The organism is Staphylococcus sp. TCBT05 (genome assembly GCF_055179755.1).
On record NZ_JBUQDQ010000025.1, the window covers coordinates 74,613 to 93,944 of the forward strand.

16 protein-coding genes are annotated in these 19,332 nt (G+C 33.9%); 13 read left to right on the top strand and 3 right to left on the bottom strand.

The features are described from left to right. Nucleotides 1-92 precede the first annotated feature (92 nt). Nucleotides 93-1,646: an SLC13 family permease gene (locus ACY191_RS06450; protein ID WP_229366875.1), complete on the top strand. Its 1,554-nt coding sequence runs from the start codon at nucleotides 93-95 to the stop codon at nucleotides 1,644-1,646. A gap of 104 nt (nucleotides 1,647-1,750) precedes the next feature. Here the strand turns inward: ACY191_RS06450 and pheA are convergent, their stop codons facing one another. Both pheA and ACY191_RS06460 read right to left on the bottom strand, forming a co-directional pair. Beyond that, nucleotides 1,751-2,569 (bottom strand): prephenate dehydratase, encoded by an 819-nt coding sequence (pheA, locus tag ACY191_RS06455; RefSeq protein ID WP_042739204.1) that lies wholly within the window; start codon nucleotides 2,567-2,569, stop codon nucleotides 1,751-1,753. A gap of 37 nt (nucleotides 2,570-2,606) precedes the next feature. After that, a complete protein-coding gene (locus tag ACY191_RS06460) occupies nucleotides 2,607-3,671 on the bottom strand; it encodes a nitric oxide synthase oxygenase (RefSeq protein ID WP_042739203.1) in 1,065 nt (354 codons plus the stop codon). A 233-nt stretch (nucleotides 3,672-3,904) separates the two neighbouring features. Here ACY191_RS06460 and ACY191_RS06465 point away from each other — a divergent pair, with 233 nt between their 5' ends. The 11 genes from ACY191_RS06465 to ACY191_RS06515 all read left to right on the top strand — a co-directional run bounded on the left by ACY191_RS06465 (nucleotide 3,905) and on the right by ACY191_RS06515 (nucleotide 16,386). Beyond that, nucleotides 3,905-5,374: a nicotinate phosphoribosyltransferase gene (locus tag ACY191_RS06465; protein ID WP_107512682.1), complete on the top strand. Its 1,470-nt coding sequence runs from the start codon at nucleotides 3,905-3,907 to the stop codon at nucleotides 5,372-5,374. Beyond that, nucleotides 5,367-6,188 carry an ammonia-dependent NAD(+) synthetase gene (nadE, locus tag ACY191_RS06470; protein ID WP_042739201.1) on the top strand — a complete coding sequence of 274 codons (822 nt, stop codon included), beginning with the start codon at nucleotides 5,367-5,369 and terminating at the stop codon, nucleotides 6,186-6,188. Before ACY191_RS06465 ends, nadE begins: the two co-directional genes overlap by 8 nt. Before the next feature lie 83 nt (nucleotides 6,189-6,271). Next, the gene (locus ACY191_RS06475) at nucleotides 6,272-6,850 is read left to right on the top strand and encodes a DUF2179 domain-containing protein (protein WP_042739205.1); all 579 of its coding nucleotides are present in this window, start codon (nucleotides 6,272-6,274) and stop codon (nucleotides 6,848-6,850) included. Beyond that, the gene (locus ACY191_RS06480; protein ID WP_042739200.1) at nucleotides 6,847-7,035 is read left to right on the top strand and encodes an NETI motif-containing protein; all 189 of its coding nucleotides are present in this window, start codon (nucleotides 6,847-6,849) and stop codon (nucleotides 7,033-7,035) included. The genes ACY191_RS06475 and ACY191_RS06480 overlap by 4 nt, the downstream gene beginning before the upstream one ends. A 234-nt stretch (nucleotides 7,036-7,269) precedes the next feature. Beyond that, nucleotides 7,270-8,565, top strand: coding sequence for an adenylosuccinate lyase (gene purB, locus ACY191_RS06485; RefSeq protein ID WP_042739199.1), 1,296 nt, complete (start codon nucleotides 7,270-7,272; stop codon nucleotides 8,563-8,565). 98 nt (nucleotides 8,566-8,663) lie between these two features. Beyond that, nucleotides 8,664-8,966 (top strand): YerC/YecD family TrpR-related protein, encoded by a 303-nt coding sequence (locus ACY191_RS06490; protein WP_042739198.1) that lies wholly within the window; start codon nucleotides 8,664-8,666, stop codon nucleotides 8,964-8,966. A gap of 206 nt (nucleotides 8,967-9,172) precedes the next feature. Then, complete coding sequence (locus ACY191_RS06495; protein ID WP_229366876.1) at nucleotides 9,173-9,862, top strand: M15 family metallopeptidase; 690 nt, start codon at nucleotides 9,173-9,175, stop codon at nucleotides 9,860-9,862. 399 nt (nucleotides 9,863-10,261) lie between these two features. Next, nucleotides 10,262-10,954 (top strand): heptaprenylglyceryl phosphate synthase, encoded by a 693-nt coding sequence (gene pcrB, locus ACY191_RS06500; protein ID WP_042739196.1) that lies wholly within the window; start codon nucleotides 10,262-10,264, stop codon nucleotides 10,952-10,954. Continuing rightward, nucleotides 10,951-13,158, top strand: a complete 2,208-nt coding sequence (gene pcrA / locus ACY191_RS06505) for a DNA helicase PcrA (protein ID WP_107526940.1) — start codon at nucleotides 10,951-10,953, stop codon at nucleotides 13,156-13,158. The genes pcrB and pcrA overlap by 4 nt, the downstream gene beginning before the upstream one ends. Before the next feature lie 3 nt (nucleotides 13,159-13,161). Further along, entirely contained in the window at nucleotides 13,162-15,165 is a 2,004-nt protein-coding gene (gene ligA, locus ACY191_RS06510; protein WP_107513112.1) for an NAD-dependent DNA ligase LigA, read from the top strand. A 12-nt stretch (nucleotides 15,166-15,177) separates the two neighbouring features. Then, entirely contained in the window at nucleotides 15,178-16,386 is a 1,209-nt protein-coding gene (locus tag ACY191_RS06515; protein WP_042739193.1) for a CamS family sex pheromone protein, read from the top strand. A 728-nt stretch (nucleotides 16,387-17,114) separates the two neighbouring features. Here the strand turns inward: ACY191_RS06515 and putP are convergent. Continuing rightward, complete coding sequence (gene putP, locus ACY191_RS06520; RefSeq protein ID WP_042739192.1) at nucleotides 17,115-18,650, bottom strand: sodium/proline symporter PutP; 1,536 nt, start codon at nucleotides 18,648-18,650, stop codon at nucleotides 17,115-17,117. Between the two features lie 379 nt (nucleotides 18,651-19,029). On the opposite strand from putP, the gene gatC reads away from it, so the two are divergent. Then, entirely contained in the window at nucleotides 19,030-19,332 is a 303-nt protein-coding gene (gatC, locus tag ACY191_RS06525) for an Asp-tRNA(Asn)/Glu-tRNA(Gln) amidotransferase subunit GatC (RefSeq protein WP_042739191.1), read from the top strand.

Genomic DNA, 19,332 nt, shown 5'->3' on the forward strand with positions numbered 1-19,332 from the left:
AGCGTTTTAATTATACACTTTATTTGTTGTGAAGATATGTTATAATCGCTGTAATTATTGTGAATATTCAGACAATAATAAAGGGGGATTTTATGAACAAATTAAATGAAGGGGAGTGTCCGCTAAGCCATTACTTAACATTCTTTTCACAAGACAAAAAGTCATATAATACTGGGCAAAAAATTGGTTTAATCTTAGGTCCACTATTGTTTGTGTTAACGTTATTATTCATACACCCAGAAGACTTGTCGCGAAAAGGGGTGTTCGTATTAGCAATAACGCTATGGATTGCAGTATGGTGGATAACGGAAGCGATACCTATAGCAGCAACGAGTTTATTGCCATTAATTTTACTACCAATGGGACATGTATTAAATCCAGAAGAAGTTTCAGCGCAATACGGTAATGACATTATATTTTTATTTTTAGGTGGTTTTATATTGGCCATTGCGATGGAACGATGGAATTTACATACGCGTGTAGCATTAACGATTATTAATTATTTAGGCACAAGTACTGGTAAAATTTTATTAGGATTTATGATTGCGACAGGATTTTTATCGATGTTTGTATCAAATACTGCAGCGGTGATGATCATGATACCTATAGGTATGGCGATTATTAAAGAGGCTCGTGAATTGAAAAATAGTGATATAAGTGAACATTCATTAAGTAAATTCGAACAATCTTTAGTGCTCGCAATTGGTTATGCTGGGACAATCGGCGGACTTGGAACATTAATTGGAACGCCTCCATTAATCATTTTGAAAGGGCAGTATCAGTCGGCTTTCGGTGAGGAAATTAGTTTCGCAAAATGGATGATTATTGGGGTTCCTACGGTGATTATTTTACTGGCAATTGTCTGGGCTTATATTCGATTTGTAGCATTTAAACATGAAATGAAAACTTTGCCTGGTGGTCATAATGTTATCAAGGATAAACTTGATGAGTTAGGCAAGATGAAATTTGAAGAAAAGGTCGTTCAATTTGTGTTTATTTTAGCTAGTTTTTTATGGATTAGTAGGGAATTTTTATTAAAGCGTTGGGAATTAACATCTGAAGTTGCAGATGGCACAATCGCTATATTTATATCTGTCTTATTATTTTTAATACCTGCGAAAAATAAAGCTAAGCATAAACGTATTATTGATTGGGATGTCGCAAAGGATTTACCTTGGGGGGTCTTAATATTATTCGGAGGAGGTTTAGCATTAGCTAAAGGTATCTCTTCAAGTGGATTGGCAAAATGGTTGGGCGACCAATTACGCTTAATAGAAGGCGTCAGTCCATTACTTATCGTTATTGTTATTACTTTATTTGTACTCTTCTTAACAGAAATCACATCGAATACAGCTACAGCGACAATGATATTACCTATATTAGCTACACTATCAGTAGCAGTAAATGTTCACCCATTATTATTAATGGTGCCAGCAGCTATGGCAGCTAATTGCGCATACATGCTACCGGTTGGAACACCTCCAAATGCCATTGTTTTTGGAACAGGTCGGATTACGATAAAGAAAATGGCAAGTGTAGGATTTTGGGTAAACATGATCAGTGTGGTTGTTATCGTACTTATTGTCTATTTCCTAGTACCACCAGTGTTAGGTATAGATATTACGAAACCATTGCCACTGAAATAATATGTAAAAAAAGCGATAATGTCGACACTAAAATTGTGTCACATTATCGCTTTTCGTATTTGTTAAAACTTTGTTTTGACGAAAAATGGTGAAAGTTTTTATATCTATGATTTATCTGATAGGTCCATTTTATTAAAGGAACCAATTACTGTAACTTCAAAGTCTAAAGTATTTAATATTTTAATCACTTTATTAAGCTCGTCATTAATAGGTGAGTCAGCCTGTACGAAAAAGTGATACATACCTAGCTGTGTCTTTAATGGACGTGATTCAATCCACGATAAGTTAATATTAAATAATGCGAATGTGTTTAATATGCTCGCCAATAATCCAGGTTTATCATATTTTGGTGTGATGAGTACCATGCTATCACTTGCATCTTTAATATGCTGAGGTTGATTACTCACAACTAAAAAACGTGTTGTATTATGTGGAAAGTCTTGGATATTGTGAGCGATTGCTTTATATCCATATGGTTCGCCACTGCCTAAGGGTGCAATAGCGCCAGTTTGATCTGAAATTTTATCTAGGCTACTGATTGTACTTTCGACATAATCATAATCAAATCCGTGGTTTTGAATGTATTGACTTGTCTGACTGATTGCCGGTGCAATGGAATAGACTTTGTTAATATCATTTACAGTTGCATCGTCCGGGCCATAAAGTGCAAATTGAATATCTAAATGTAATTCACCTTGTGCATAGATATTTTGTTGAGTTAATGCATCAGCGACGATATTAATGGTTCCCTCAATTGAGTTTTCAATCGGAACGACTGCGATACTTTCGTCATCATGAGATACTGCTTGAACGACCTCGTATAAATTTGATTTAGGTATAAAATCATATGCATCTTCAGATTTATATTGTTTTGCAGCTAAGTAAGAAAATGTACCCTTCGGTCCCAGATAATAAAGTTTCATAACGTTACCCCTTGTTCTATATGTTGATTACGTACTTTTAATGAAAAGGACAACCGGTCGGTGCTTTCTTTTTATAATGAAAATTAGGATCCTTGATCTCGTTTTTATACCCATGATGATAGTTTGGAACTAATGACGGTGACAAAGATGGTGCTAACCAAGACCATTTTCCTGTTACTTCACGACCTGCAGTATGTTCTGCTTGTTCAAACATTTCAAATTGCTTTGATGCAGTTAAATGATCCACTATAGAGACGCCTTCATTTCTAAAAGAATGGTAGACTGCATAATTTAATTCGACAAGTGTTCTATCTTTATTAAAAGTATTATTCCTAAGTGTATCAAATTCAAAGGCATCTGCAACAGTTTCTAATAAATTATAACGATAATTATCTGTGAAATTTCTAACTGCAATTTCATTGACCATATACCAACCATTAAAGGGAGCAGTTGGATAAGTAATACCACCTATGCTTAAATCCATACTTGAGATAATTGGTACTGCATACCATTTGAGACCTAATGATTGTAATTTTGGGTAACGGTCATGAGTAATTGGCACTTCCTTAATTAACGATTTTGGATAGTTATGGTACTTAATACTATCATTTGGCATTTGATAGATAAGTGGAAGAATATCAAAGTTTGTATGCTCGCCTTGCCAACCTAGATGTTGTGCGAGTGTTGTAACTTCCTTCTCTGCTGGGTCACCTAAATCGTCATAACCGGCATAGCGAATTAATTGATTATTGTATATAGTAGGTGGATTTGTAGCACTGAAAATAGTGATATAAGGTTTGATTCTACCATTATTTGTAGCGTGTTCAATATGATTTTCAATTTCTGTTATAAACTCTGTTTCAGTATGAATTGACCTTGCATCATTGACGGTTAAAGATTCCCAGAATAGTCTTCCGATACAGCGATTTGAATTACGCCATGCCATTTTAGCACCGTACGTGAGTTCAGCTGTTGTGTGCTCATACGTACCAGTGTTAGTGATGGCGTGTTCAATTTCTGATAAGCGTTGACGTAATGTGTCGTTGCTATAATTTAATTCATTATACATTGCTTTAATAAACGCTTTGGCTTCATTTAACATTTCTAACACCTCATAATATATTATAAAAGATTTGCTCTTAAATATAATGAGATAATTTGAAAATTCATTATTTTGTTTTGTTTCAGTCACATAATCATCATAATTTTAATTTTTATATGGAAATTGTACAATATATATAAGGTATAGAAAGAACATAAAATCCATCATATTTAAGGTGCTATCAGTGTTTCTTTTATGCTAAACTAATGGAAAAGCTGATTGGAGAGATAATTGTGTACCAATTTGAAGATGATACATTTGTATTACATAATGATTTATATCAAATAAATATGGCTGAAACATACTGGAATGATGGCATTCATGAGCGATGGTCAGTATTTGATTTATATTTTAGAAATATGCCATTTGACAGTGGTTACGCTGTATTTAATGGATTAAAAAAAATTATAGATTTTATTAGTGATTTTCATTTTTCAGCAAATGATATTGCGTATTTAAAATCAATTGGCTACCAAGATGACTTTCTAGGCTATTTAAAGGACTTGAAATTCACTGGTCATATACGCTCAATGCAAGAAGGGGAACTTTGCTTTGGGAATGAGCCGCTACTTCGAGTAGAAGCACCGTTAATTCAAGCACAACTTATAGAAACCATGTTGTTGAATATTGTGAATTTCCACACGCTAATTACAACAAAAGCGAGTAGAATTAGACAAGTTGCGAGCAACGATAAATTAATGGAATTTGGTACGCGAAGAGCACAAGAAGCAGATGCTGCTTTATGGGGAGCGAGAGCTGCATTTATCGGTGGTTTTAATTCAACGAGTAATGTGAGAGCTGGCAAACTATTTGATATCCCTGTATCTGGCACACATGCGCATGCAATGGTACAAGCATATGGCGATGAGTATATTGCCTTTAAAAAGTACGCAGAACGTCATAGAGATTGTGTGTTCTTAGTTGATACGTTCCATACATTAAAGTCAGGTGTACCAACAGCAATAAAGGTTGCTAAGGAGTTAGGTGACAAAATAAACTTTGTTGGTATCCGTTTGGATTCAGGGGATATCGCTTATTTATCTAAAGAAGCTCGAAAAATGTTAGATGAAGCGGGCTTTAAAGATGCCAAAATTATTGCCTCAAATGATTTAGATGAAGAAACAATCATGAGTTTGAAATCGCAAGGTGCAAGAGTCGATTCGTGGGGCGTTGGCACGAAATTAATTACTGGCTACGATCAACCAGCACTTGGTGCGGTATATAAACTTGTTGCCGTCGAAAATGAACAAGGTGAATATGTAGATCGTATTAAATTATCTAATAATGCTGAAAAGGTAACAACACCAGGTAAAAAGAATGTTTACCGTATTATTAATAAGAAAACAAACAAAGCAGAAGGTGACTACATTACATTAGAACATGAAAATCCAAATGACGAAGCACCTCTGAAATTGTTCCATCCTGTCCACACATATAAAATGAAATTTATTAAATCATTTATAGCTAAGGACTTACACAGTGATATTTTTAAAGATGGACAACTCGTTTATGACTTACCAAGTGAAAAGGAAGCGCAACGTTATTTAACAGAGAACCTTTCACATTTATGGGAAGAAAATAAACGTCATTTAAATCCACAAGAGTATCCAGTTGATTTAAGTACTGCATGTTGGGAAAATAAACATAAACGTATATTTGAAGTGGCTGAACATGTAAAGGAGATGGAGGAAGAACATGAGTAATTTACAAGATATTATCGTAAAGGAAATGAAAGTGAAACCTGAAATAGATAGTAAAGCTGAAATTCGTAGCATCATTCAATTTATTAAAGGTTATATACAAACGCATTCTTTTATTAAGTCATTGGTATTAGGTATTTCTGGAGGGCAAGATTCAACATTAACAGGTAAATTATGCCAAATCGCAGTTAATGAATTGAGAGAAGAGCAAATAGATTGTCAATTTATTGCAGTGAAATTACCCTATGGTCAACAACAAGATGCGGACGAAGTAGAGGATGCATTAGCATTTATTCAACCGGATAAGACAATTACAGTAAATATTAAACCTGCGGTTGATCAAAGTGTACAGTCATTAAAAGAGGCTGGAATTGAACTTACTGATTTCCAAAAAGGTAATGAAAAAGCACGTGAACGTATGAAGGTGCAATTTTCTATTGCTTCAAATAAACAGGGCATTGTTGTAGGTACGGATCATTCAGCAGAAAATATTACTGGATTTTATACTAAATATGGTGACGGTGCAGCAGATATCGCACCGATATTTGGTCTGAATAAGCGACAAGGTAGACAGTTATTACAAACTTTAGATGCCCCAAGTCATTTATATGAAAAAACACCAACAGCAGATTTAGAAGAAGACAAACCGCAATTACCAGACGAAGAAGCTTTGGGTGTCAGCTATAATGACATTGATGATTATCTAGAAGGTAAGCCAGTGTCTAGTGAAGCTAAGGCGACAATTGAACAACACTATATCAAAACAGCACATAAAAGAGAGCTAGCATACACAAGATATTCATGGCCGAAAAATTAAATTTAGCGTAATTTTTTTAGTGACAAATAAAGTGTGAGTTGATAAAATTACTTAAATTTAATGTATGAGAAAGGACAATGAATATGTCAGTAATAACTTCTAATCCGTGGTTAATGGTATTAGCGATATTTGTAGTTAATGTTGCATATGTATCATTTTTAACAATGCGAACAATATTGACGTTAAAAGGTTATCGATATGTTGCTGCTGTCGTTAGTTTTTTAGAAGTCTTAGTTTATGTTGTCGGTCTAGGGATGGTAATGTCAAGTTTAGACCAAATTCAAAATATTATTGCTTACGCTTTTGGTTTTTCAATCGGTATTATTGTAGGGATGAAGATAGAAGAAAAATTGGCTCTCGGCTATACTGTCGTCAATGTTACATCTTCAGAGTATGAATTAGATTTACCGCGACAATTGAGAGATTTAGGGTATGGTGTAACACACTATACTGCTTACGGTAGAGACGGTGACCGCTTAATTCTACAAATTTTAACGCCGAGACGATTTGAGTTTAAATTAATCGATACAATTAAACAAATAGACAATAAGGCTTTTATCGTAGCATATGAACCACGTACGATACATGGAGGCTTTTGGGCTAAAGGTCTTAAAAGTAAGAAACTTAAACAATATGATACGGATGAAGTTGAAAGTATATGAAAAAACAACAAAAATTCAAAGTAGAAGAAAACGAATCAATTCAGGATTGTTTACAGCGCATGCGTGAAGCAGGGTATATGCCGGTGAAACGTTTCGAAAAGCCTGTTTACAAAGAAAATAAAGACGGTAGTGTCGAAGTGCTAAGACAAGATATTGAATTTGTAGGTCGTTTAATGGAATCTTAAAATAATGATCGCATGGTGTTACCATGCGGTCTTTTTTTAAAGGATGAATTTAATTGAACTGAACAACAAGTTAAAAATTTTAAAAGAAAACCTAAAAGGTTTATACATTTGATAATAATTCTGTTAAACTAGTAGTGAAGAGATTAAACACGAACTTTAAACTCTATTTTTCATTAAATGTACATGTTTTTGGGTTTGTGAACTAAAACTTACGTAAGATAGGAGCTTATTTCAATGATTGAACGTTATTCAAGAGAAGAAATGTCAAATATTTGGACTGACCAAAACCGCTATGAAGCATGGTTAGAAGTGGAAATTCTAGCATGTGAAGCTTGGAGTAAATTAGGGGACATCCCGGAAGAAGATGTAAAGAAAATCCGTCAAAATGCAAAAGTGAATGTAGAACGTGCGCAAGAAATTGAGCAAGAAACACGTCATGACGTCGTTGCATTTACTAGACAAGTTTCAGAAACTTTAGGTGAAGAGCGTAAGTGGGTTCATTATGGTTTAACTTCAACAGATGTTGTAGATACTGCTTTGAGTTATGTAATTAAACAAGCAAATGACATTATTGAAAAAGATTTAGAGAGATTTATCGAAGTATTAGCACAAAAAGCAAAAGATTATAAATATACATTAATGATGGGACGTACACATGGTGTTCATGCTGAACCTACTACATTTGGTGTGAAGATGGCACTTTGGTACACAGAAATGCAACGTAATTTAGAGCGTTTTAAACGTGTAAGAGAAGAAATTGAAGTTGGTAAAATGAGTGGAGCAGTTGGTACATTTGCAAATATTCCACCAGAAATTGAAGCATATGTATGTGAGCATTTAGGAATTGATACTGCACCGGTTTCTACTCAAACATTACAACGTGATAGACACGCTTATTATATTGCGACATTAGCCTTGATTGGCACTTCTTTGGAAAAATTCGCAGTAGAAATTCGTAATTTACAAAAAACTGAAACAAGAGAAGTTGAAGAAGCATTTGCTAAAGGTCAGAAGGGTTCTTCAGCAATGCCTCATAAACGTAATCCTATCGGTTCTGAAAACATTACGGGTATCGCACGTGTGATCAGAGGTTACGTTACAACAGCCTACGAAAATGTACCATTATGGCATGAACGAGATATTTCACATTCATCTGCTGAACGTATCATGTTACCGGATGTTACTATTGCACTAGATTACGCATTAAATCGATTCACAAATATCGTGGACAGATTAACAGTCTATGAAGATAATATGAAAGCAAATATTGATAAAACATTTGGTCTAATTTATTCACAACGTGTTTTATTAGCATTAATTAATAAAGGTATGGCACGTGAGGCAGCTTATGACAGTGTTCAACCTAAAGCAATGGAATCATGGCAAACTAAGACACCATTCAGAACTTTAATTGAACAAGACGATGCAATTACAAGTCAATTGTCAAAAGAAGAATTAGATGAATGTTTCAATCCTGAACATCATTTAAATCAAGTTGATACAATTTTTGAACGTGCAGGTTTAGTTTAAAAGTTAACTTAACTTGAATTTTTCAATAAAAATCGTTACACTTTAATGTGTTAGTACGTTAAAACGAGATTAAATTGAAAAATACAGGGGTTGTTTTTATGCAAATAGAAAAATTAAGAGGACAAGCATTGGACGAATTGTTTGATGCAATTTTAACGCTTGAAAATCGTGAAGAATGTTATCAATTTTTTGATGATTTGTGTACCGTAAATGAATTACAGTCATTATCTCAACGATTACAAGTAGCTAAAATGATTAAGCAAGGTTACACTTACGCAACTATTGAACAAGAATCAGGTGCTTCAACTGCTACAATTTCTCGAGTGAAGAGATCTTTACAGTGGGGGAACGATGCCTACACTGTTATTCTTGAACGCATGAATATTGAAACAGCCGACTAAATAATAATTAATTACTACCAACTATGTCATAGAACTTAGTTGGTAGTTTTTTTTACTATAAAAATCTTTTTTATTGTGATAAATTTTGTTGTATGTAATATTGGATGTTGACATAGTAAAGTGTAGCTTGTTAATTATTATGCGTGTATATTGGGGGATAAATGATGTGATAAGCGTATGTTTTTATATGATGGAAGGGGTAATTTATGTTAAAAAAGTTGATGATTAGCAGTGTGATTTTTATTATAATTTGTTTGATTATTATCGTCTGGTTAATCATATCGGTTGTTAAGTCTTATAATAAAAATACAGAAGAAGCAATTACAATGATAAAGCCGACTCATGCGGTACCAATCATCACCAAAGCACAGGGCGTTACACGAGTGAATGGTCATGTCATTGTTAACAAACGATTTAGTCTACCTCCAAACTATAAGCCAAAGGAAAATAAGCATGCGCGCCATCAGCTTGATAAATTATTAGAAAATGCTCAAAAGGATAACATGGATTTAAACTATGTCAGTGGCTATCGTAATTATAATGAACAAAAGAAAGTAGTAGCAGCATATGAGAAAAAAGACGGTAAAATGACAGCAGAGCAATATACAGCGAAACCAGGTCATTCTGAACATCAAACTGGATTGGCATTTGATGTTGGTACACATAGACCAATGAAAGATTTTCATAAAGACTTTCAAAATTCTAAAGAAGCACATTGGTTAGAGCGTCATGTAGCTGAGTACGGTTTTATTATTCGTTATCCCAAGGGACAATCTAAACAAACTGGGTATGCTTATGAAGCATGGCATATTAGGTATGTTGGTAAGACATTAGCGAAAATAATCACAGATGAACATACTAATTTAGAACATTATTACGAAATACAATCAAAATAATAACTTAAGTTAATAGCGCTTGAATCATGAATTTCAATTTCAGAATAATAGCGCCAATACGTAATGATCAGTACCCTTCAAAATTGACACTGGAAAATGTTAACTTTGAAGGGAATTTTTTATGGCTGGCTGAAATCCTCCTCCAAAACCTATCAAACGACATACAATTTATAAAGTGTGGGATATTTATTACCCATTTTTGTTAAATAAAGAAAGGAATTATAATACCTTGTAACTATTAAAGAATGAGAAAAAGTGAATAAATACTACCTGCATTTAGTTAAATGGATGTTAACAAAAAAACTCGCTTATTGAGTCGCTCATTTTTAACATCATTTTAGAAACCACTGGCTAAAAATGATATAATACAATGTATGCTAAATAAAGGAGTAACATATCATGTATGACATAAAACAGTGGGAACATATTTTTAAATTAGACCCTGCAAAAACAATCTCAGATGAGGATTTGGAATCATTATGTATGTCAAACACTGACGCAATCATTATCGGAGGGACTGACAATGTTACAGAGGATAATGTAATCCAGTTAATGAGTCGTGTAAGACGTTATCCATTACCTTTAGCTTTAGAGGTTTCTAATGTTGAAAGTGTAATGCCAGGATTTGATTTTTATTTTATTCCAACCGTCTTAAATAGTAATGACGTTAAATTTCATAATGGCATATTATTAGAGGCTTTAAAGTCATTCGGTCATGTTATTGATTTCGATGAAGTCGTGTTTGAAGGTTATGTTGTGTTGAATCCTAAGAGTAAGGTTGCCGAATTGACTGATGCGAGCACAGATTTGTCAATTGAAGATATTGAAGCGTATGCTCAGATGATTAATGATATGTATAAGTTGCCTGTCATGTACATAGAATATAGTGGGACATATGGTAATAAAGATTATGTAAAAGCTGCAGCTGATATGTTAACTGAAACACAATTATTTTATGGTGGTGGTATTGACAGTTTAGAGGCTGCAAGAGAAATGGCAGCATATGCAGATACCATAATTGTCGGAGATGTTATATATACAGATATTAAACAAGCATTAAAAACAGTTAAAATAAAGGAGTCACATAAATGAATGCATTAGTTAGTAAGATGAATGATGAACAAAGCCAAGCAGTACGTACGACTGAAGGTCCATTGCTGATAATGGCAGGAGCAGGATCAGGTAAGACACGTGTATTAACACATCGTATAGCTTATTTGCTTGATGAAAAAGATGTGTCTCCATATAATGTGTTAGCAATAACGTTCACAAATAAAGCTGCAAGAGAAATGAAAGAACGTGTAGAGGCATTAGTTGGCGAAGAAGCGCAAGTAATTTGGATGTCAACATTCCATTCAATGTGCGTGAGAATATTAAGACGTGATGCTGATCGTATAGGTATTGAAAGAAACTTTACGATTATCGATCCAACAGATCAAAAGTCTGTCATTAAAGATGTATTGAAAAATGAAAATATCGATAGTAAAAAATTTGAACCAAGAATGTTTATCGGAGCAATCAGTAACCTTAAAAATGAATTGAAAACACCGGAAGATGCTCAAAACGAAGCTCAAGATTACCATTCACAAATGGTAGCTACAGTATATAAAGGTTATCAAAGACAACTTTCACGTAATGAGGCATTAGATTTTGATGATTTAATCATGGTAACAATTCGTTTATTTGAACGTGTGCCAGAGGTGTTAGATTATTATCAAAATAAATTCCAATACATTCATGTGGATGAGTATCAAGATACCAATAAGGCACAATATACGTTAGTTAATTTATTAGCAAGTAAATTTAAAAACTTATGTGTCGTAGGTGATTCAGACCAGTCTATTTATGGTTGGCGTGGTGCAGATATTCAAAATATTTTATCATTTGAAGAAGACTATCCAGAAGCAAAGACTATTTTCCTAGAGCAAAATTACCGTTCTACAAAAAATATTCTGAACGCAGCTAATGAGGTAATTAAACATAATTCTGAAAGAAAGCCGAAAGGACTTTGGACTGGTAATACTGATGGTGATAAGATTCATTATTATGAGGCTACGACAGAGCGTGATGAAGCGGAATATGTTGTTCGTGAAATGATGAAGCATCAACGCAATGGTAAGAAGTATCAAGATATGGCTATTTTATATCGTACAAATGCACAATCTCGTGTATTAGAGGAAACATTTATGAAATCGAATATTCCTTATACGATGGTTGGTGGTCAAAAGTTCTATGATCGTAAAGAAATTAAGGATCTATTAAGTTATTTACGTATTATTGCAAATAGTAATGATGACATCAGTTTACAACGTATTATTAATGTTCCTAAGAGAGGTATAGGTCCGTCATCAGTGGATAAGATACAAGCATACGCAAATCAAAATGATATTAGTATGTTTGATGCCTTAGCAGAAGTAGACTTTATTGGATTATCTAAGAAAGTGACACAAGAATGTGTTCAGTTTTATGAGGTAATGCAAAACTTAATAAAACAACAAGAATTCTTAGAAATTAGTGAAATTGTAGTCGAAGTGCTTGAAAAATCTGGGTATAGAGAAATGTTAGAACGTGAACAAACTTTAGAATCAAGAAGTCGTTTGGAAAATATTGATGAATTTATGTCTGTACCGAAAGATTATGAAGAAAATACACCACTTGAAGAACAATCATTAATTAATTTCTTGACGGACTTATCATTAGTTGCAGATATTGACGAAGCGCAAATCGAAGATGGTGTTACATTGATGACAATGCACTCTGCTAAAGGTTTGGAGTTTCCAATTGTCTTTATAATGGGTATGGAAGAATCACTGTTCCCACATATTAGAGCTATAAAAAGTGACGATGATCACGAAATGGAAGAAGAACGTAGAATATGCTACGTAGCCATTACAAGAGCAGAAGAGACATTATATATAACTCACGCAACTTCAAGAATGTTATTTGGGCGCCCACAATCTAACATGCCATCAAGGTTCCTAAGAGAGATCCCTGAAGATTTATTAGATAAAGTAAATCAATCTAAGCCAAGATCACAAACTACCAATGGATTTAAATCAGCGACGAAACAACCAGCAAAGCGTGGATATAGTAGACGCGCGACAACATCAAGTAATTCGCAATCAACTTCAGATTGGAAAGTTGGAGATAAAGTCATTCATAAATCTTGGGGTGAGGGTATGGTTAGTAATGTAAATGAAAAGAATGGTTCAGTAGAATTAGATATTATTTTCAAATCTCAAGGACCTAAACGATTACTCGCTCAATTTGCACCGATTGAAAAGAAAGGGGAATAACACTTGGCAGAGTTACAAACACGTGTAGAAACGTTACACAAATTATTAAACCAATATAGTTACGAATACTATGTACAAGATAACCCATCGGTACCCGATAGTGAATATGATAAATTATTACATGAATTAATCGACATTGAAGCAGAACATCCAGAATTGCGTTCACCAGATTCACCAACAGTAAGAGTTGGTGGGTCGGCGCAATCTACATTTGAAAAGGTTGCACATGATACACCAATGTTGAGTTTAGGCAATGCATTTAATGAAGAAGATTTGCGCAAATTTGATCAGCGTATCAGGGACCTTATTGGTCCAGTTGAATATATGTGCGAATTGAAAATTGATGGATTAGCCGTTTCTCTTAAATATGAGAATGGTCGTTTCGTACAAGGCTTAACACGTGGCGATGGGACGATTGGTGAAGACATTACAGAAAATTTACGTACCATTCATGCGATACCATTAAAAATCAACGATACGCGAACTTTTGAAGTTCGTGGTGAGGCATACATGCCACGTCAATCATTTATTAATTTAAATGAAGAAAAGGAAAAAAATGATGAGCAACCATTTGCCAATCCACGAAATGCTGCAGCAGGTTCATTACGCCAATTAGATTCTAAATTAGCGGCCAAACGTAAATTGAGCGTATTTTTATATAGTGTCAATGACTTTACACAGTTTAATGCTGTTACACAAAGTGAAGCGTTAGATGAGTTAGATGAACTAGGATTTAAAACGAATCACGAACGCCAACGTGTAGAAACGATAGACGAAGTTTTACAATATATTGAAAAATGGACAGCACAGCGTGAGGATTTACCTTATGACATTGACGGTATAGTTATAAAGGTTAATGCTATTGACCAACAAGATGAATTAGGTTTTACTCAAAAATCGCCAAGATGGGCCATTGCATATAAGTTTCCAGCTGAAGAAGTGATTACAAAGCTAAAAGATATTGAACTAAGTATTGGGCGAACTGGCGTAGTCACACCAACTGCAGTATTAGAACCTGTTAAAGTTGCAGGGACAACAGTATCACGTGCCTCGTTACATAATGAAGACTTAATACATGAAAAAGACATCAGAATTGGTGACAGTGTAATTATCAAAAAGGCTGGAGATATCATTCCGGAAGTTATAAAAAGTGTTATCGACAGAAGACCTGAAGATGCGACTGTTTATCACATGCCTACGCATTGTCCAAGTTGTGACCATGAACTTGTTCGTATTGAAGGAGAGGTAGCACTTAGATGTATCAATCCTAAATGTCAGGCACAATTGGTAGAAGGTATGATTCATTTTGTTTCTAGACAAGCAATGAATATTGATGGTTTAGGTACGAAAATTATTCAACAATTATATGAAAACGAAAAAATTAAAGATGTAGCAGATATTTTTTATCTAACGGCAGAAGACCTATTACCACTAGAGAGAATGGGTGAAAAGAAAGTCAATAATCTTTTAACTGCGATTGAAAATGCTAAATCTAATTCTCTAGAACAATTACTTTTTGGTTTAGGTATACGACATCTAGGGGTAAAGGCGAGTAGAGTTATTGCTGAAAAATATGGCTCTATCGATAAATTATTTGAAGTAACCGAAGAAGAATTTACCAGTATTCATGATATTGGTCATAAACTCGCTCAATCAGTGGTTACATATTTAGAAAATGAAGATATTCGTGCGCTAATTGATAAACTTAAAGCGAAAAATGTTAATATGCTTTACAAAGGTGTGAAAGTTTCTGAAGTGGAAGGTCACCCTGAGTTCAATGATAAAACAATTGTATTGACCGGTAAGTTACAACAGATGACTAGAAGTGAAGCTTCTAAATGGTTAGAAAATCATGGTGCTAAGGTGACAAGTAGTGTCACTAAGAGTACAGATTTAGTTATTGCTGGTGAAGATGCTGGTTCAAAATTAACAAAAGCTGAAAAGTTTGGTACTGAAGTCTGGTCAGAAGAAGAGTTTATGAATAAACAAAAAGAAATTGAGGGATAGAGGAGATCTGGCATGAAAAGAACGCTTATATTAATCATCTCGGCGATTTTTGTGTTGTCTGCATGTGGTAATGATGACAATGGCAACAACAAAAAACAACAAGCAACAAATGATCAACAAGAATCAGGCTCTGTAAAAGAAATTGCAACTGATAAAAATGTCCAAGGTAATAACTATAGAACCATTCTGCCGTTTAAAGAAAGTCAAGCTCGTGGTGTATTACAAGATAATATGGCAAATAGTTATAATGGTGAAGACTTTGAAGATGGCTTATTGGAATTAAGTAAAGAAGTATTCCCAACTGATGACTATATCTATCAAGATGGTCAGTACTTTGATAAGGATACAATTAATGCTTATCTACAACCCAAATATACTAAGAGTGAAGTAGATAAGATGGACGAAGATGAGCGCAAAGAAAAGAAAGCGAATGAAAATTTAGGTTTAAATCCTTCACATAAAGGTGAAAGTGATCCTGAAAAAATTGCCAAAAAATCACCGGCATATCTTTCTAATATTTTGGAACAAGATTTCTATGCGAGTGGAGATACAAAAGGTAAGAAAATAAAGGGTATGACTATTGGATTAGCGATGAATGGTACATATTACTATCAAAAGGAAAAAGATGGCGAAACATTTAGTAAAAAATTAGACGATAAAGAAATCAAAAAGCAAGGTCAACAAATGGCTAGTGAAATTCTATCAAGATTGAGAGAAAATAAAGAACTTAAGGATATTCCTATCCACTTTGCTATTTATAAGCAATCTGGTGAAAACTCTATTGTACCAGGTGAATTTATCAGTGGTACGACAGTAGAAGAAGGAAAAACACGTATCAATGAATGGAAAGATATTAAACAAAAAACAGTGTTACTACCTTCAAATGAAGCAGCTGATTTAGATGAAAATTTAAACACGAATTTCAAACAATTTAATGATAATTTGCAAAGTTATTTCAATAACTTCTCTCAAGCTGTTGGGACGGCTAAATTTGATAATAAAAAAGCGAAGCAATTGTCTGTTGATATTCCGATAGATTTCTATGGTAAAGCAGAAACAATTGGAATCACACAATATGTTACGGAACAAGCTGAAAAATATTTCGATAATATTGATGAATATGAGATTCACATTAAGGATGGAAATGATTCAAAAGCATTAATCAGCAAAACAAAAGATGATAAAGAGCCACAAGTTCATATTTATAAAAACAATAATTAAAAATTATGAAATTTAAATTCCAAATAAAGCACTCAGATGAATGAATTAAATTTATCTGAGTGCTTTATTTTTATATATTACGTATTGTGGGCTCGCTTTCCTAGGGGACAGCTTCAGCCTATAGTCTTCCGCTTGTCCTGTTCCCTCAGGAGTCTCGCCAAAATACGTAGAAAACATTTGTGACTTTTAAATTAGCATTCATTTAAATGCTTGAATTCAATTTGTCTTGTTTATGTTGCTATATCAATCATTAAATAAATAATACTTCAGCTGTTGGTTTATTATTCATATTTCGTATTGTTGGCTCGCTTTCCTAGGGGACAGCTTCAGCCTATAGTCTTCCGCTCGTCCTGTTCCCTCAGGAGTCTCGCCAAAATACGTAGAAACATTTGTGACTTTTAAATTAGCATTCATTTAAATGCTTGAATTCAATTTGTCTTGCGCTTGTGTTGCTATATCAATCATTAAATAAATAATACTTCAGCTGTTGGTTTATTATTCATATTTCGTATTGTTGGCTCGCTTTCCTAGGGGACAGCTTCAGCCTGTAGTCTTCCGCTTGTCCTGTTCCCTCAGGAGTCTCGCCAAAATACGTCATTGCCAGATCTGAGGGTAGATTAAAATACTTTAAAAAAAGGCAATTCCTATATTATTTCAATAGAAATTGCCTTTTCATGTATCTAATATTTTAATATCTCAGACGTTATGTGATTTGTTAAAACTTTTTATTAATCTTTCAATATACGTTTCACTTCTGCGATATCATGATCTACAAAGTCTCCTGGCTTCTTAGTCATTTTACTAACGACATAAGTTACGATGACACTAGCTAAGAATCCTGGGATAATTTCATACATACCAAAAATTTCATTAATTTCAGCGAGTGGTTTAATCCACGCAATCCAAATGATAACAACGATTGCACCAACAATCATACCACTTAAAGCACCAGCTCTTGATAAACCTTTCCAATAAAGTGAGAAGATGACAAGTGGACTAAATGCTGCACCGAAACCTGCCCAAGCATTACCAACTAAGTTTAAGATCGTATCGTTTGGTGACCAAGCAATCCAAATTGCTACTATCGCCACAAGTAATACAGATAAACGACCGACCATTACAAATTCTTTTTCATGTGTCTTTGCTTTTTCTTCTCCACGAATTAATTTGTAAAAGTCCTCAGTTAAAGAACTAGATGTAACGAGCAATTGTGAAGAAATGGTGCTCATAATTGCTGCTAAAATTGCTGCAAGCAAGAAACCACCAACTAATGGATGGAATAAGATTTGACTCATAATAATAAATAGAGTTTCAGGGTCTTCCATTTTAATGTTGCGTTCAGAAATGAAAGCAATACCTGTAAGTCCAACTGCTACGGCACCAAGTAAACCAACCACCATCCAGCTAATACCAAGGCGACGCGCTTTTGGTAACATTTTATGTGTTTTAATAGACATAAAACGCACAATGATATGTGGTTGTCCAAAGTAACCTAATCCCCATGCTAATAGTGAAATAATTCCTAACACTGTTGTCCCTTTAAATAAATTTAAATTCGTTGGTTTCATTTCGGCAACTTGTCTAAATGTATCTAAGCCACTTAATTCAATCAAAGCAACGATAGGTACCATAACCATAGCAATTAACATGATTACACCTTGGAAGAAGTCAGTGATGGATACTGCCATATAACCTCCAAAGAATGTATAAAAAATAACGATTGCAGCGACTAAAATTAAACCAAAGTGATAATTTAAGCCAAATGCGCTCTCGAATAATTTACCACCAGAAACAAAACCTGAATGAGTATATAAAGTAAAGAAGACGACGATAATTAAGCCAGAAATAATTTTAATATAATTTTTACGATCGTCTAATCTATTCTTGAAGAAATCAGGTAATGTGATAGCATCCCCAGCTATTTCTGTATAAACACGTAGTCTTGGTGCTACTACAAAGTAATTTATGTATGCACCTAGTGAAAGACCAATAGTGATCCACATTGCTGATAGACCGGTACTGTATACCGAACCAGGTAATCCCATTATCATCCAACCACTCATATCAGAGGCACCAGCAGATAAAGCTGTTACATAGGGCCCTATGCTTCTACCTCCGAGCATAAATTCACTCAAGTTACCAGTTGACTGTTTATAACCATAATAACCAATCACAAGTAAAATGAGGAAATAAACTACGATCATGATATATGTTTGCCAAGTTGCATGTACTTGACTGGCTAATGAAGAACCTAAAATCATCATGATGAACATCCCCCTTTGTCTATAAGTATATAATTGTGTTACATGAATTATTATACATTGAATTTAATTGTTAGAATAGTGGGAATTCAAATAAATTTTATAAAAATCTTTTTATCACAGTAAATTAAGCGCTTACAATATAATAGTGCAATTATATCCCATGTATAAAAAAGGGTGGTTTAATATGCAAAAAGTACATGCCAACTTTAATAAAATTATAAAAGAGTCAAGTTGCTTAAAATTATATTGTTGATTAAAATCACAAGGAAAGATAAAGATTTATAGACTAATTTACTGATAATAGTGAAAAACTTAGATTTTTAAGCGAAATTTTGGTACAATTTTGTAATGAATGAGTAAAAAGGAGGCTTTTAATTTAATGGCTAAAGTTACACGTGAAGAAGTTGAGCATATTGCAAACTTAGCTAGACTTCAAATTACTGAAGAAGAAACAACTGAAATGCAAGATACATTAGAAAGTATCTTAAATTTTGCCAACCAAATTGATACTGCAGATACAAGTGATATCGAACCAACATATCACGTTTTAGATTTACAAAATGTATTACGTGAAGATAAAGCAATCGAGGGTATTCCTCAAGAGCTTGCATTGAAAAATGCAAAAGACACTGAAGATGGTCAATTTAAAGTACCATCTATCATGAATGAGGAGGACGCGTAA